Origin of the sequence: Agaribacterium sp. ZY112 (genome assembly GCF_041346925.1) — a bacterium.
Taxonomy (GTDB): Bacteria; Pseudomonadota; Gammaproteobacteria; order Pseudomonadales; family Cellvibrionaceae; genus Agaribacterium.
Map to the genome: position 1 here is coordinate 1278026 of NZ_CP166840.1, position 14602 is coordinate 1292627.

The following is a 14602-nucleotide window of genomic DNA, read 5'->3' on the forward strand; positions in this document are numbered from 1 at the left end:
CTTATAGGGCGTTTATATAATCGTTTGAATGTTACAAAGGGCTGTTATTAGAATCATTGGTCTGAAATTTTAACTTGAGGCCAGCTATACTGTGTTATTGCTAGGCTTTCAGTCAGTAGTTTGTCGTTCCAAATTTTTGGAATATTTTTTTGTCTTAGTACCCAGGTTGGGGGGAATATGAACAAGCATCAGCGAGTAAAGGCTGTGCTGCTAGGCACTGCCGTATCAGCGGGCGCAATGTTGAGTAACGGTGCTCTTGCAGATCAGAAGATTGACCAGGTCTTGGCTGCAAGCCAGTCTAAGACTGCAGCAGCCCACGCATCTCAGCAGCGAATTAACAAGCTAGCTGAAGAGTCGGCCGATTTGTTACAAAAATACAAGTTGGTTAACAAGGACATTGAAGGCTTAAAGGTCTACAACGCCCAGCTTCAAAAGCAAATTGAAAAACAGCAAGAAAAAATTCAAGAGTTGAATGACTCTATTGGCAATATCACCGTCTTACAACGTCAGATTCCACCTTTAGCTGTTCGTATGCTTGATGCCTTGGATCAGTTTGTTGAGTTAGATATGCCAACTCAGCTTGAAACCCGCCAAGAAGAAATCGCCAAAGTTCGTGACAACATGAGCCGTGCCGATTTCACTATCGCCGAAAAATTCCGCCAAGTGCTAGAGCTTTACGCAATTGAAGGTGAGAGTGGTCGCAAGCTTGAAACGTATACTGATACTCTGCCTATCGGTGGTCAGGATCGCGAAGTTGATGTATTAGCCATCGGCCGAATCGCTTTGGTTTACCAAACAAAAGATACCAAGCTCTCTGGTGCTTGGGATAAAGAAACGCGCGCATGGGTAGAGTTGGATGCCGGTACTTACCGCAATTCAATTCGTCAGGCTATTAAAATCGCCAACAAACGAGCTTCCATTGACGTGCTGCAACTGCCTGTTATCGCTCCGGAGGCTGCGCAATGAGAAATGTTAAATCCGCAATCCTAGGTCTGTTTACCGCAGGCATGATGACTATGTCTTTTGGCGCATTTGCGCAAGACGACAAAGCTGGCTCTCTTGACGAGCTGCTTAACATGGTTAAGCAAAGCAAAATTGGTGAAAGCAAAGAGGCTCGTGCTCGTGAAGCTCAGTTTAAAAAGCAGCGCTCACAGCAGTCCAATCTTCTGGCTCAGGCAAAAGCTGAAAAAGTTAAGCAAGAACAGCTTTCTCAGAAACTAGAAGACGAAGCCAAGGTTTATGAAGCTAAAATTAAAGAGCTACGTACTTTACGTGAAGACCGTCTAGGTGCTCTAAACGAATTGTTTGGTCATATGACCTCAACAGCTGGTGATTTGCGCTCAAACATTGAGACCTCACTTGTTAGCGCTCAGTTTCCTGGTCGTGAAGCGTTTCTTAATGAGCTTATCGACAAGATGAACAGTGAAACTAAGCTGCCAACAACTGAAGAGTTGGAAAAGCTTTGGTCTTTGCTTCTGCAAGAAATTGTTGAGTCTGGCAAAGTAACTACTTTTGCTGCGACGGTTGCTGATCCTTCTGGTAATCAGAGTGAGCGTACCGTTGTTCGTGTTGGTAACTACAACTTGTTGTCTGATGGTAAATACTTAGATTTCAACCCTAAAACGGGTTCTTTAAGTGAGCTTGCGCGTCAGCCTTCTATTAACAACTCTGCAGCACTACAAAGTGCAACAAGTGGCTTTACTAAAGTTGGTATTGACCCTACTGGCCCTGCTGGCGGTCAGTTGCTAAAAGCACTTATCGATACTCCTAACTTGATGGAGCGTTGGAAGCAAGGTGGTTTTGTTGGTACTTACTTCATTACTCCGATCTTCTTCATTGGCTTATTGATTGCACTTATCCGCTTTATCGCATTAGCTGGTATTGGTGGCAAAGTAAGCAAGCAGCTTAAAGCTAAAAAAGCGAATCCAAACAACCCTCTTGGTCGTGTATTGAAAGTTGCTGAAGATAACCCAGGTATTGATAGTGAGTCTCTTGAACTTAAGCTTGAAGAAGCAATTCTGAAAGAGAAGCCTGCTATTGAAAGCATGCTGCCTACGCTAAAAATTATCTCTATGGTGGCTCCGCTCCTTGGTCTACTAGGTACTGTGACCGGTATGATCGTTGTGTTCCAGGCGATTACTATCTATGGTGCTGGTGATCCTAAAGCTATGGCTGGCGGTATTTCAAGTGCACTTGTAACCACGGTTATGGGTCTGATTGTTGCGATTCCTACCGTACTTTTACATACCTTCTTAAGTGGCAAAGCCAAGCGTATTACTCATGTTCTTGAAGAGCAGAGCGCAGGCATCATCGCCAACAAAGCCGAAGGCTAAGAGGAGAGTCACATGCTCGTAATAATGGACCTGTTTGCGGATGTTGCAGATTTCGTAAGCAGGGGTGGTTGGGTTCTTTACGTGATTGCAGGCATGGCCTTCATCATGTGGACCCTATTATTCGAGCGCTTTTGGTTCTACAAGGGAGCATTGAACCGCACTGTTAGCAGTGCGCTCAATAGCTGGGAAGCGCGTCCTGAGCGTAAAAGCTGGAACGCGCATCAAATTCGCCGCTCAATGATCTCAGAGGTCAATGAGAAAATTAACACGAATCTAGAGTTGATCGCGACTATGGTGGCTTTATGTCCACTTCTTGGTCTTCTCGGTACGGTCACAGGTATGATCGACGTGTTTGGCGTGCTTGCAGCCACCGGTGGTGGTGATGCTAAGTCTATGGCTTCTGGGGTGTCGCGTGCGACTATCCCAACCATGGCGGGCATGGTTGCAGCATTGTCAGGTGTATTTGGCCAAACTCTTGTAAATCAGATTGCGACTCGTGAAAGTCAGTTGCTTGAAGATCATCTAACGATGGATCACTAAGCGCTGGAATCGAGGCAAATTAAAGAGAAATCTTATGGCTAGAAGTCAATCAGCAGCAGATGAGGAAGCAGGGGCCATTGACCTGACCCCGATGCTCGACGTGGTGTTCATCATGTTGATCTTCTTCATCGTAACTGCATCTTTTGTTAAAGAGCCGGGCATTGAAGTAGACCGCCCGGACGCGACAACAGTCTCTGCAGTTAAGACCCCGATTCTTATCGCTATTAGTGACGAGAATGTTATCTGGGTTAATAAAAATGAAGTCGACAGCCGTGGCGTTAAGCGCCAGATAGAAGTGTTGCTCGCTGACACACCAAAAGGCAAAGTGGTTATACAGGCGGATAAGTCTGCCAATATTAAAACCATGGCTGAGGTGGCTCAAGCAGCTCGCGAAGCCGGTGTTGCCGAAATCACTGTTTCTGCGAACTCGAACTAGGAGGGTAAATAATGTTTAGAATCTTGTCCTCCGCTGTTCTTGCTCTTGTGGTGACTATGGGCTTGTTACTGACAATGCATTTATTGATTGCGAGTAATATGTCCGAACCAGAAGAGTCAGAAGAGTTTAAAATTCCAGAAATCACTATGGATAACCGTGAGGTGAATGAAGAGTTTGATACTCAGAAGGTTCAGAAACCTGAAGAGGTTGAAGAGCCACCACCGGAAATTCCAGAGCCAGAGTTTGAGGCTCCTGATATCGATAACAGTATCGCGGTTGCACCCACTGTTGGCGTAAAAGTAAATATCGACAATATTGGTGGTTTTTCTTCCGATGGTGATTACTTGCCTATCGTGAAGGTAGCTCCTAAATATCCGGCTCGCGCTGCGAACCGAGGTTTAGAAGGCTACTGTACGGTTAGCTATACAGTAACCACTACGGGTGAAACTAAAGATATTAAAGAAGCCGACTGTCCGCAGCGTATTTTCCTTGGCCCTTCAATCAAGGCTGCTAAGAAGTTTAAATACAAGCCGAAGGTCATTGATGGTGAACCCATTGAAGTTCCTGGCGTTCGTAACCGTTTCACCTACAAGATGGGCGAGTAAGGAGAAAGCATGAAATCTTTGACTATGCAGGCAAAGTCACTTGCTTCTGTGACCGTACTTGCTGCCGCTTTACTTGTTGCTCCGGCTGCTCTAGATCGAGTAGCCGAGCAGGTTGAAGCCGACCTTAGTTTTGGTGCCACTGTTGATGCAGCGGCAGCAGACGATAAGAAAAAGCGTCGTGCTCTACCTGGGATTAGCGAAAAAGTATTCAAGGGCCTAGGTAAGGTTACTGAATATGCGAGTCCTAACCAGGAAAAAAATCCGGGTAAAAAACCGGATTTTAAGGCAGCCCTGAAAGAGCTTAAGAAGTTAGAAAAAATATGTGCTGAGTGTAATAACTACGAGAAATCGCAGATTTATAATATGCATGCATTTGTTGCTTACTCTATGGAAGACTACAACGGTGCTGTTGAGGCATACAAAAACGTTGTAGCTCAAAGTCCAGAAATTCCTGTGGGCGTAGAATTGCAAAGCATGATGTATATCGCTCAGCTTAGTTTCCAGCTTGAAAAGTTCTCTCAGAGTATTACCTATCTTGATCGTTGGATGGATCTAGCCAATGAGACTGGTACGACAGTCGGGCCTGATATTTGGCAGCTTAAGTCTGTAATTTGTTATCAAAATGACCAGAAAAAATGTGCTTTAGACTCAATTAATAAAGCCGTCTCTATGGTCGAAGATAAAGGCAAAGTAGCAGAGGAAAGCTGGTATAACTTGCAGCGTGCAATGTACTTGGATGAAGAAGATTATAAGTCTTCAACCAAGGTTCTTGAGAAGTTGATTGTTAACTATCCTAAGAAGTCGTACTGGGCTCAATTGGGTTCTATGTACGGTATGCTTGAGCGCGAAAAAGATCAGGTTAACGCTATGGAAACCACCTATTTGATGGGCGGTTATACCAAAGAACGTGACTTAGTTACTTTATCGAAAATCTACTTGGCTGAAGATGTTCCTTTTAAAACGGCGAAGATTCTTGAAAAAGGCATGAAAGACGGCAATATTGCTCGCAACGAGAAAAATCTCGAGTTGTTAGCGATGGCTTGGCAGCGTGCAAAAGAGTCTAAGAAAGCTGTTCCAGTGCTCAAAGAAGTTGGCAAGATCAGTAAGTCCGGCAATTTCTATGGTCAATTAACAGGTGTTTATTTAGATTTGAATCGCCCTAAAGAAGCGGTTCAAGCTGGTAAGCAAGCACTTAATAAAGGTAAGTTTACTCGTGATATGGACGGTGAAGTTCATATTAATATGGGTATTGCTTATTTTGATATGCGCCAATACAGCAATGCTATTAAGAGCTTTGAGAAAGCCTCAAAGATTAAAAAGCATAGACAATTTGCTGCTGGTTGGTTGCGTTATGCCAAAAATGAGAAGCGCCGTTACGATGTCTTAAAAGACTCTTTAGCAGCTTCCGGCTTAGATATTGAGCAGGTACTGAAATAATATTTGTATATGATCAATACTGAGTAATTAAAAACGCGGCTTATTAGCCGCGTTTTTTTTGCCTTCTATACTTAGCGAAGGAGGTGAGTCATGCTTAATCAGGCTAATTATCAGGTCTATAAGCTGGGTATACAGACGGTCTTGTTAGATCCTCAGCAGTTACCAGCACTACCTGCAGTTACCTTGCAAATTCGTTCACTTCTGGCAGATCAAAATAGCGATAGTGCAATGATTAGCGCTTGCTGTGCAAAGGATCCTGGTTTTTCTGCATTGTTAATGGCCGCCGTAGCAAGCCCTTTATACGCCCAGCAAAATAAGGCTTCTACTTTAAGTTCTGCTGTTGCTGTTTTGGGCCGATCGCGTGTGCAAAATTTAGCTATGGCCTATTCACTTAAAAGCTTGTTCCTTATTCGTAGAGTTGAGCTTAAAAAACTCTATGAGCAGATATGGCAGCGAATGATGATGAAGGCTGCCATCAGTTCTTATTTAGCTAAGCGCACTCAGCTTTGTGATGCGGAGCAAGCCTTACTTACCGCCTTGTTAACAGAGGTGGGAACCTTGGCAACCTTAAGTGCTTTTGCCGAAATAGATGGGAACTTGGATAACAAAGTGTTTTTTCGTCTCTGCAGAGAATATGCAAAGAGCCTTGGAGCATTGTTATTAAGGCGCTGGAATATTGCTGACGATTATGAGCTCTATCTAAAGTCTTGTGGCCGTTGGAGCTTAAGTGTTGGGGAAGACTTACAGCTTATAGATCTAATTAATCTTGCCTTACATAGTTCAGTAACCCGTTTAAATAGCAAAAATAATCTGCCTAAAATTACCAGTTTACCGAGTTATTTGAAATTAGAGCCGCAGTTTCGTGTACTGGATGAGCATGGGCGTTTGTTATTGGTGAGTGCCAATACTGCTGAGATAGAGCAGTTACAAAAGCTGATGAGCTAGTTTTGAGCTAGCTCATCAGTTGTACTTAGATTTAGGTAAATTTAAGCTAAGAGTAAAAGCCTTAGATGTTTTCTAGCTTGCTCAAGTCTCTTACAGCACCTTTATCGGCGCTGGTAGCGAGCATTGCGTAAGCTTTAAGGGCGGCTGTTACAGCGCGAGGGCGGTCTTCAGCAGGCTTCCAGCCGGCTTTATCTTGCTCTGTTCTGCGAGAGGTGAGCTCTTCATCGCTAACAAGAACGTTGATACTACGATCAGGAATATCGATTTTAATAAGGTCACCATTCTTAACCAGGCCAATTGCACCGCCCGCGGCAGCTTCAGGTGAAGCGTGGCCAATACTCAAACCAGAGGTGCCGCCAGAAAAGCGACCATCAGTTAATAGCGCACAACTTTTACCAAGGCCTTTGGACTTAAGGTAGGAGGTTGGGTACAGCATTTCTTGCATGCCAGGGCCACCCTTAGGGCCTTCGTAACGAATAATGACAACGGAGCCTGCTTTCACTTTATCTGCCAGGATATCTTTAACCGCTTGGTCTTGGCTCTCACAGATATAGGCTGGGCCTTCGAATACAAGGATGTTCTCATCAACACCTGCACTTTTGACTACGCAACCATCTTCTGCGATGTTGCCCTTAAGAACGGCTAAACCGCCCTCGAGGCTGAAGGCATTTTCAAGTGAGCGTATACAGCCTTCCTTGCGATCTATATCTAGGCTATCCCAGCGCGTGCTTTGGCTAAATGCGGTTTGAGTCGGGATACCTGCTGGTCCAGCTTTATAGAAGTGTGTGATTTCTTCGTCTTGGTTTTTAACAATGTCCCACTGCTTCAGTGCTTCAGCAAGGCTGCTACTGTGGATGGTAGGGCAACTAGTATCGAGCAAGCCGGCGCGATCAAGCTCACCAAGAATGGCCATGATACCGCCAGCACGATGCACATCTTCAATGTGGTATTTCTGAGTATTCGGTGCAACTTTACAAAGCTGGGGAACCTTTCGGCTTAGCGCATCGATATCTTCGAGGTCAAAATCGATTTCCGCTTCGCGAGCAATGCCTAATAAATGAAGAATGGTATTAGTTGATCCGCCCATGGCAATATCAAGTGCCATGGCATTATTAAAGGCAGCTTTACTTGAAATATTACGTGGTAATACGCTGTAGTCGTCTTGCTCGTAGTGGCGTTTGCAAAGCTCAACAACTAATGAACCCGCGCGCTCAAATAGTTGACGGCGGTCTGAGTGGGTCGCCAGAGTCGTACCGTTACCGGGCAGGCTTAAACCAAGTGCTTCAGTTAAGCAGTTCATCGAGTTGGCGGTAAACATGCCGGAACAAGAGCCGCAAGTTGGGCAAGCACTGCGCTCGTATTCAGCAACTTCTTCGTCAGAAGCGCTATCGTCGGCAGCAATGACCATTGCATCTACAAGGTCTAAACCGTGTTCGGCAAGTTTGGTTTTACCTGCTTCCATCGGGCCACCACTAACAAAAACCGCAGGGATATTAAGGCGCATTGCCGCCATTAGCATTCCCGGTGTGATTTTGTCGCAGTTGCTAATACAAACCATGGCGTCGGCACAGTGAGCATTCACCATATATTCAACACTGTCGGCGATAAGGTCGCGGCTGGGCAAACTATAGAGCATGCCGTCATGCCCCATGGCGATACCGTCATCCACGGCAATGGTATTAAATTCTTTGGCGACACCGCCGGCCTTTTCGATTTCTCGAGCAACGAGTTGACCCATGTCTTTTAGGTGTACGTGCCCAGGTACAAACTGGGTGAAGGAATTAACGACAGCAATAATAGGCTTTTGGAAATCGTCATCTTTCATGCCTGTTGCACGCCAAAGGGCGCGAGCACCAGCCATATTACGGCCTTCAGTGGTTGTACGGGAGCGATAGCGGGGCATAGTAGTACCTAGGTAAGCTTTGCAGAAAAGGCAGGCAGTTTAGCAAATTTGAAGCTGGGGTGGCAGGCTTAAGCTGCACTGTTTATCTAGCGCTAGAGCAGGTCTGGCATTAATTTTTGTACTTGTTTCATAAGAAAGCTATAACGTTTAAACGCCTGATGGCCACTGTCGAGTGTGCCAACGGCTTTTAGGCTACGTTTCACTAAAGAGACATTATTTTCAGAGCGGCCATCCTGATCTACTTGCGCTAGTACTGCTTGGATAAGATTCAGGTTAAGGCCTATGTGGTTGGGGTAGGCTGCGAGCGCTTCATTAAATACGCCGACGGCTTTATTAAAGTCTTTGCTGTCGTAAGCGCCAATACCATCTTTGGTAAGTTTTGTGGCGATACCGCGGCCTTCTTCGCTGATAGGTTCGCTCGTGATGCTATCGATAATTTGCATGAGTTCACTGTCGGCGCTGTGACGCATGGCGAGGTCTTTAAGTACTGAGCGGGCTTCATCTTCTTCGTCAAAGCTGTGCAGGGTGCGAGCAAACTCTAAGCTTGCATCAACATTGGGTGTGTCGAGTTTACTGTACATGTCACGAGCTTTGGAGAGGGAGTTTTGAGCGCGTTTTTCATCGCCAGAGGCACGGTGTAACTGGCTTTCTACCATTTGCGCTTGAACGGCCACAGCGTCATCATTGCTATAGCGTTTACGTGCCCGTTCAAGCACATTATTGGCTTGTTTAATCAGTGTTTTGCTTTCCGTGCTGTTGTTGCCACTGCTTACTTGGGCAGCCTTGCGGGCGTAGTTAAAATAATCTTGATTGCTTTCGTGAACAGAATTTAAGCCCCATTTTATGGTTTGCTGGTAGCTTTTTAAGGCTTGCTCATCATCATTATTAAACTCGGCCAGTTTGGCTAGCTTGCGGTGTCTAAGCACGCTTTTAGGGCTAACTTCGGTGGCTTTTTCGGTGTGTCGCTGGGCCGCTAAGCGGTCTTTTTTACGCTCACTCAGTTCGGCGAGCATGTCGTGCGCTTCTACATAGCGTTCATCTTCCTCCAGTATGGAATTAAACATTTCTTCGGCACCTTCGAGCTTGCCTTGTTCTAGTAGCGTTTTACCCATGCCGAGTTTGGCCCAGACAACGGGCTTTTTACCAAGTACGCTTTCATACAACTGTTGGGCTTCTTTAAGTTGTTTTAGTAGAAAATGCAGTTGGCCTTTAATTTTTAAAATAGCGGTGGCGTAACGGGTACCCTCTTTAATAGCATCGTTGCAGTATTGCAGAGCTTGTTTGTAATTGCCGTCGCTGATGCACTTTTTGATATGCAACAGGGCCTGATGGCGAACGACCGCTTTGTTTAAGCGAACTTTTAATGAGGCTTGAGTATAGGGTTTGGTGATGTAGTCGTCGGGTTGGCATTCTAAAGCGCCCAAGACCATTTCGCGGCTTTGCTCACCGGTGATCATAACAAACAAGCTTGTCATCATCAGAACGCGAAGGAAGCGAACCTCTTCCAATACCTGTTGTCCATCCTTGCCTGCGCCAAGGTTGTAGTCACAGATAACGATATCGAATTTTTTGTTTTGGCACAGCTTGATGGCTTCCTGCCCTTCTGCGGCTGTATCTACGGTTTTGGCGCCAAAGTTTTTAAGTGTACGAGTAAGCGAGCCACGTATTTCGGGGAAGTCATCAATAACAAGGCAGCGCTTGTCACTGAACATCTTCACAATATCAATCTGTTTTAAGCCATTGGCTTGCTGGAGCATGCTACCTCGCCTGTACCTTCACTAATGGTATAAATACACCGCTACAGCTGAAAGTTTAGGCAATAAAGAGCAACTCTGCTTAGTCGCTGCTATTTAGCTCAATAGTTGTGGCTTTAATGTTGATGTATTTACTGAAAATCTTGCTCTTACGTTGCAGATTGTAGAGCTGCTGGCGAACCGAGGGCAGCAATTCTATGCTGCTTTCAACAAAACCCTGTTCTAGGAACCAGTGAGCTGTTTGGGTGGTGAGTACAAATAGTGTGGAGGCGCCAAGCCTGGCGCTTTGGCGTTCGACATGAGTTAAGAGCTTGCTGGCTCGGCCACCGCCTCGATATTCAGTGTGCATGGCAACACAAGCCACCTCGGCGAACTTTGTACCCGTAATAGGGTAAAGTGCAGCGCAGCCTATAATTAGGTTGTCTTTTTCCATGACTGTAAAGCAGTTGATCTCTGTTTCAAGCAGCTCTCTGGAGCGTTTCACTAAGATGCCCTCTGCCTCAAGAGGCTCGATCAGGCTGAGTATGCCGGCGACATCTTCTATGCGTGCACGACGAATGGTCTCGTAGCTGTCTCGATAGATCATGGTGCCAGAGCCGTCGCGTGTGAAAAGCTCTTTTAAGACCGCGCCATCTTCTTTGGCGCTAATGATGTGCGCTCGTGGTACACCGCCATCACATGCGCGGTGGCAGGCTTCAAGTGAAAAATAGCTGTGGCTTTTACTGTGTCTTTGAGTTTCAACTAGGAACTTTTTACATTGCAGTAGGGTTAATTCGTGGAAGCAGTTTTGATTTGCATCGCGGATTTGGCCGTCATCGTTATAAGCTATCAATTTGTCAGCGCTTATAGCTTTGGAGACTGCTACGGCAACATCCGAGAAGCTGACATTAAATAGCTCTCCTGTTAGTGAGTAGCCAATAGGGCTAATAAGCACAATATTTCCATCGCAGATCTCATCGATAATACCTTCGGCATCCACCGAGCGCACTTCACCTGTAAATTGATAATCGACACCATCAATAACGCCGCGGGGTTTGGCGCTAACGAAGTTACCACTGCGAACTTTTAAGCGTGACCCGTGCATGGCCGAGTTGGGAAGGCCACAGCTGAATTGTGCTTCAAGTCCTAAGCGCGCTTGGCCAACAGCTTTAATCACTTCGAGCATTTGCCCTTGAGAGGTAATGCGTGAACCTTTGTGATAGTCGTTTTCTAGACCGGCCTGTTGCAAGGTATCTTCAATCTGAGGGCGTGCACCGTGAACAACGACAAGCTTCATGCCCAAGCTTGTTAGTAAGGCAAGGTCATCAATGATGTGGGTTATGCAGCCATCATCAATAAACTCACCTGGTAGCATAACCACGGCAATTTTGCCTCGGTGTTTGTGAATATAGGGGGAGGCTTGCCTTAACCAATTAATATCACTTGTTTCTTGCACGCGGAGTTCGTCCTCTGAGCTGTAGTCGCAGTTTATCGTTTGTTAGTGCTAATTTCGCACTATCGACCCTTATAAGCAATAGCGTTGGATCGCACTTTTGACGATAGCGACGGCAGGTTTGATTTGATCAAAATCTAAAAACTCATCGGGTTGATGAGCTTGGTCTATGCTGCCTGGCCCAAGTACCACCGTCTGCATGCCGAGTTTTTTCAGAAAAGGGGCCTCGGTTGCAAAAGCAACGGTTTGTGGATTGTGGCCACTAAGCTCCTGCGCCCATGCGACTAACTCACTGTTTTTGTCTTGGGCAAAGGCTTCCACTCCACCAAAGAGTTTTTCTAGGCTGAGTTCAACACCGTGTTTGTCAGCGATGCCTTGTAAGCGCTGATTAAGCTCGCCATGAATACGATCTAGCTCCATGCCCGGTAGTGGTCTTAGGTCGAAGTCTAAGTGGCAGCTACCACAGATACGGTTGGGATTATCTCCTCCGTGAATACAGCCTAGGTTCATTGTTGGTGTGGCTATATCAAAGGCTCGGTTCTGGTGTTGCTCTTGTAGCTGGCGGCGAAATGCTAGCAAGTCAGCAATAGCTGCGTGCATGGCTTCAATAGCATTATTACCTAGGCTGGGGTTGCTGCTGTGGCCTGCTTGGCCTTTAATGTTTAAGCGCTGCATGCCGATACCCTTATGCATATAAATAGGCACAAGCCCGGTTGGTTCACCGATAATGGCGTAGCGGCTATGGTGTAGATCTGCAGCACATAAGGCGCGAGCACCGCTCATCGAGCTCTCTTCATCGGCGGTTGCCAGGACAATCAAGGGCTTTTTTAGCATCGAGCTATCAAGCTTTAGCTCATCAATAGCCGCAAGAATGACGGCAAAAAAACCTTTCATATCACAGGTGCCTAAGCCGTAAAAGCGATTATCTTTTTCGGTAATAGCCAGTGGGTTACTGTTCCATCTGCTTTCATCAAAGGGCACGGTATCACTGTGGCCGCTTAGAACAAGGCCACCTTCGCCCGAGCCTAGGCAGGCAATTAAATTGGCTTTATTTGCGTCTATGTCTTGAGTGCGGCAAGTAAAGTTTTTTTGTTCAAGCCAGCCAGCTAGCATATCAATAATGGGCCGATTGCTCATATCGTGGCTGGGCAATGTGCAGCTTACTGAGGCTTCTGCAATGAGAGCATGTAGTCGTTGCTTAAAAAGCTTTTCCATTCTTTACTGTCCTTGCCAAATTAACCGTGTGCTTAGTATTTAGTTAAACGATGTTAACCGCTACTAGTTCTTTACTTGAGATCGCCGACGCAGTACGCCATTTTTATATTTGCTCTTTCAGAGCGAACACTTTTTCCGTTATCGTAAGTGGCTAAACTTACATGAACGTGTTTAAGCTTGCTAAATTTGCGAGTTTAAATTTAGATTTTGATTGGGCCAATAGGTAAACGCATGATAGCAGCACCGGATCGCTTGATGGACTTACGCAGTACTTTACGCGAGCTAGTAGAGGATGGCTTAGTTCATCAAAAAGATGCCAATTTACTCCTCGGTGCTACACGTACCCGTGAGCAGAGTGCGATGCACCCATTGACTTATATCGCCAGTCAGAGCTTAGAAAGTTCCAGGGATACAGGTAAGAAGCTTGATGAATTGGTACTGGCGCAGTGGTTTGCCGATAAAGCAAGGTTACCGCTTTTTCATATTGATCCAATGAAGGTCCCCGTGGCAAAAGTCTCTGGCCTTATGAGCTTTAAATTTGCCAAGGTTCATGGCTTGTTGGTTGTGGATGCGACACCTGAGACAGTCACGATTGCGGTTTCCCAGCCTTTTGCTCAAGAGTGGGAGTTGCAGCTTGCGCAAACAGTTAGGCAAACGATAAAGCGAGTAGTAGCTCTACCCTCCGACATTGAGCGCTATCGAGTGGAATTTTATTCTCTTGCGCACTCGGTAACAGGAGCGGAAGACAATGGTGGTAGTCGCAGTGGTACAGGTAATTTTGAGCAGCTGCTTGAGCTTGGTTCACTTAAAGACCCTGAGGCCAACGACCAGCACATTGTTAATATTGTTGATTGGCTGCTGAAATATGCTTTTGCCCAACGAGCAAGTGATATTCATATTGAACCGCGTCGGGAAATTAGTCGCATGCGTTTTCGTATTGATGGCGTATTGCACAATATTTATGAATTCCCCTCTGTTGTTGCCACAGCGATTGTCAGTCGCTTAAAAATTCTTGGCCGTATGAATGTGGCTGAAAAACGCAAACCTCAAGACGGCCGAATAAAAACAGTGCGCTCAGATGGCACTGAGGCTGAATTGCGTTTATCGACCATGCCGACAGCCTTTGGCGAAAAAATGGTCATGCGTATTTTTGACCCTGAGATACTCTTGCGCTCATTTGAAGAGCTGGGTTTGGTGGGTGATGATTTGGCGCGCTGGAAGGGCATGGTTGATAGGCCTCACGGTATCGTACTTGTTACCGGGCCAACGGGTTCAGGTAAAACCACAACCCTTTATTCGACCTTGCGCTCTGTTGCGACAGATGAAGTCAATGTGTCAACGATTGAAGATCCGATTGAAATGCTCGAGGAGAGCTTTAATCAGACCCAAGTACAGCACAATATTGATTTAGATTTTGCTGCTGGCATTCGCACCTTAATGCGACAAGACCCAGATATTATTATGGTTGGTGAGATTCGAGATGTCGAAACCGCTAGAATGGCTGTGCAAGCGGCACTGACTGGCCACCTTGTTATTTCCACCTTGCATACCAATGATGCGACCTCTGCGGTTACCCGTTTACTTGATTTGGGGGTGCCAAGTTACTTACTAAAAGCAACAGTGCTTGGTGTTATGGCGCAGCGTTTGGTTCGAACTTTATGCCCTAATTGCAAAAAAGAAGTACAGATCAGTGATCACGACTGGCAAGAGTTGGTAAGCCCGTGGAAGGTGGGTAAACCTAAAGTAACCTATGAGGCAGACGGCTGCTTAGATTGTCGAAATACGGGCTACATGGGGCGTCAGGGGATCTACGAAATATTAGGTATGAGTGAATCGATACAAAGTTTGATTGATGATCATTGTGACATGCAAAAAGTAAGGCAGCTCGCAATGCGTGAAGGCATGCGCACCTTGCGTTTAAGTGGTGCTCAGAAAGTGGCTTCGGGTTTAACCACGGTGTCTGAAGTCTTAAGGGTTGCGCCGCCGGTAGAGAAGGCCTAGT

12 protein-coding genes are annotated in these 14602 nt (G+C 46.0%); 8 read left to right on the top strand and 4 right to left on the bottom strand.

The window, feature by feature from the left end; genetic code table 11:
* Window positions 1–177: 177 nt before the first annotated feature.
* From AB1S55_RS05690 to AB1S55_RS05720, 7 genes are all read left to right on the top strand, one after another.
* Window positions 178–966: a DUF3450 domain-containing protein gene (locus AB1S55_RS05690; protein WP_370980828.1), complete on the top strand. Its 789-nt coding sequence runs from the start codon at window positions 178–180 to the stop codon at window positions 964–966.
* Window positions 963–2333, top strand: a complete 1371-nt coding sequence (locus tag AB1S55_RS05695) for a MotA/TolQ/ExbB proton channel family protein (protein WP_370980829.1) — start codon at window positions 963–965, stop codon at window positions 2331–2333. Before AB1S55_RS05690 ends, AB1S55_RS05695 begins: the two co-directional genes overlap by 4 nt.
* Window positions 2334–2345: 12 nt before the next feature.
* Window positions 2346–2873, top strand: a complete 528-nt coding sequence (locus AB1S55_RS05700; protein WP_370980830.1) for a MotA/TolQ/ExbB proton channel family protein — start codon at window positions 2346–2348, stop codon at window positions 2871–2873.
* Between the two features lie 34 nt (window positions 2874–2907).
* Complete coding sequence (locus tag AB1S55_RS05705; protein ID WP_370980831.1) at window positions 2908–3309, top strand: ExbD/TolR family protein; 402 nt, start codon at window positions 2908–2910, stop codon at window positions 3307–3309.
* 11 nt (window positions 3310–3320) lie between these two features.
* Window positions 3321–3914 carry an energy transducer TonB gene (locus AB1S55_RS05710; RefSeq protein ID WP_370980832.1) on the top strand — a complete coding sequence of 198 codons (594 nt, stop codon included), beginning with the start codon at window positions 3321–3323 and terminating at the stop codon, window positions 3912–3914.
* Between the two features lie 9 nt (window positions 3915–3923).
* Window positions 3924–5351, top strand: coding sequence for a PAS sensor protein (locus AB1S55_RS05715; RefSeq protein ID WP_370980833.1), 1428 nt, complete (start codon window positions 3924–3926; stop codon window positions 5349–5351).
* A 90-nt stretch (window positions 5352–5441) separates the two neighbouring features.
* Entirely contained in the window at window positions 5442–6296 is an 855-nt protein-coding gene (locus AB1S55_RS05720; protein ID WP_370980834.1) for an HDOD domain-containing protein, read from the top strand.
* Between the two features lie 61 nt (window positions 6297–6357).
* On the opposite strand, the gene ilvD is transcribed toward AB1S55_RS05720, so the two are convergent.
* The 4 genes from ilvD to argE all read right to left on the bottom strand — a co-directional run bounded on the left by ilvD (window position 6358) and on the right by argE (window position 12600).
* The gene (ilvD, locus tag AB1S55_RS05725) at window positions 6358–8199 is read right to left on the bottom strand and encodes a dihydroxy-acid dehydratase (RefSeq protein ID WP_370980835.1); all 1842 of its coding nucleotides are present in this window, start codon (window positions 8197–8199) and stop codon (window positions 6358–6360) included.
* A 92-nt stretch (window positions 8200–8291) separates the two neighbouring features.
* Window positions 8292–9956 carry a tetratricopeptide repeat protein gene (locus AB1S55_RS05730; RefSeq protein ID WP_370980836.1) on the bottom strand — a complete coding sequence of 555 codons (1665 nt, stop codon included), beginning with the start codon at window positions 9954–9956 and terminating at the stop codon, window positions 8292–8294.
* Window positions 9957–10035: 79 nt separating this feature from the next.
* Entirely contained in the window at window positions 10036–11388 is a 1353-nt protein-coding gene (argA, locus tag AB1S55_RS05735) for an amino-acid N-acetyltransferase (protein ID WP_370980837.1), read from the bottom strand.
* Window positions 11389–11457: 69 nt separating this feature from the next.
* Complete coding sequence (gene argE / locus AB1S55_RS05740; RefSeq protein WP_370980838.1) at window positions 11458–12600, bottom strand: acetylornithine deacetylase; 1143 nt, start codon at window positions 12598–12600, stop codon at window positions 11458–11460.
* 231 nt (window positions 12601–12831) lie between these two features.
* Here argE and AB1S55_RS05745 point away from each other — a divergent pair, with 231 nt between their 5' ends.
* Window positions 12832–14601, top strand: a complete 1770-nt coding sequence (locus tag AB1S55_RS05745) for a GspE/PulE family protein (RefSeq protein ID WP_370980839.1) — start codon at window positions 12832–12834, stop codon at window positions 14599–14601.
* Window position 14602 lies beyond the last annotated feature (1 nt).

Excerpts from the sequence above, each read along its gene's own strand:
- AB1S55_RS05695 (WP_370980829.1), top strand. The coding sequence starts at position 963 with ATGAGAAATGTTAAATCCGCAATCCTAGGTCTGTTTACCGCAGGCATG.
- AB1S55_RS05715 (WP_370980833.1), top strand. The coding sequence starts at position 3,924 with ATGAAATCTTTGACTATGCAGGCAAAGTCACTTGCTTCTGTGACCGTA.
- AB1S55_RS05710 (WP_370980832.1), top strand. The coding sequence starts at position 3,321 with ATGTTTAGAATCTTGTCCTCCGCTGTTCTTGCTCTTGTGGTGACTATG.
- AB1S55_RS05690 (WP_370980828.1), top strand. The coding sequence starts at position 178 with ATGAACAAGCATCAGCGAGTAAAGGCTGTGCTGCTAGGCACTGCCGTA.
- AB1S55_RS05705 (WP_370980831.1), top strand. The coding sequence starts at position 2,908 with ATGGCTAGAAGTCAATCAGCAGCAGATGAGGAAGCAGGGGCCATTGAC.
- ilvD (WP_370980835.1), bottom strand. The coding sequence starts at position 8,199 with ATGCCCCGCTATCGCTCCCGTACAACCACTGAAGGCCGTAATATGGCT.
- AB1S55_RS05730 (WP_370980836.1), bottom strand. The coding sequence starts at position 9,956 with ATGCTCCAGCAAGCCAATGGCTTAAAACAGATTGATATTGTGAAGATG.
- AB1S55_RS05745 (WP_370980839.1), top strand. The coding sequence starts at position 12,832 with ATGATAGCAGCACCGGATCGCTTGATGGACTTACGCAGTACTTTACGC.
- AB1S55_RS05720 (WP_370980834.1), top strand. The coding sequence starts at position 5,442 with ATGCTTAATCAGGCTAATTATCAGGTCTATAAGCTGGGTATACAGACG.
- AB1S55_RS05700 (WP_370980830.1), top strand. The coding sequence starts at position 2,346 with ATGCTCGTAATAATGGACCTGTTTGCGGATGTTGCAGATTTCGTAAGC.
- argE (WP_370980838.1), bottom strand. The coding sequence starts at position 12,600 with ATGGAAAAGCTTTTTAAGCAACGACTACATGCTCTCATTGCAGAAGCC.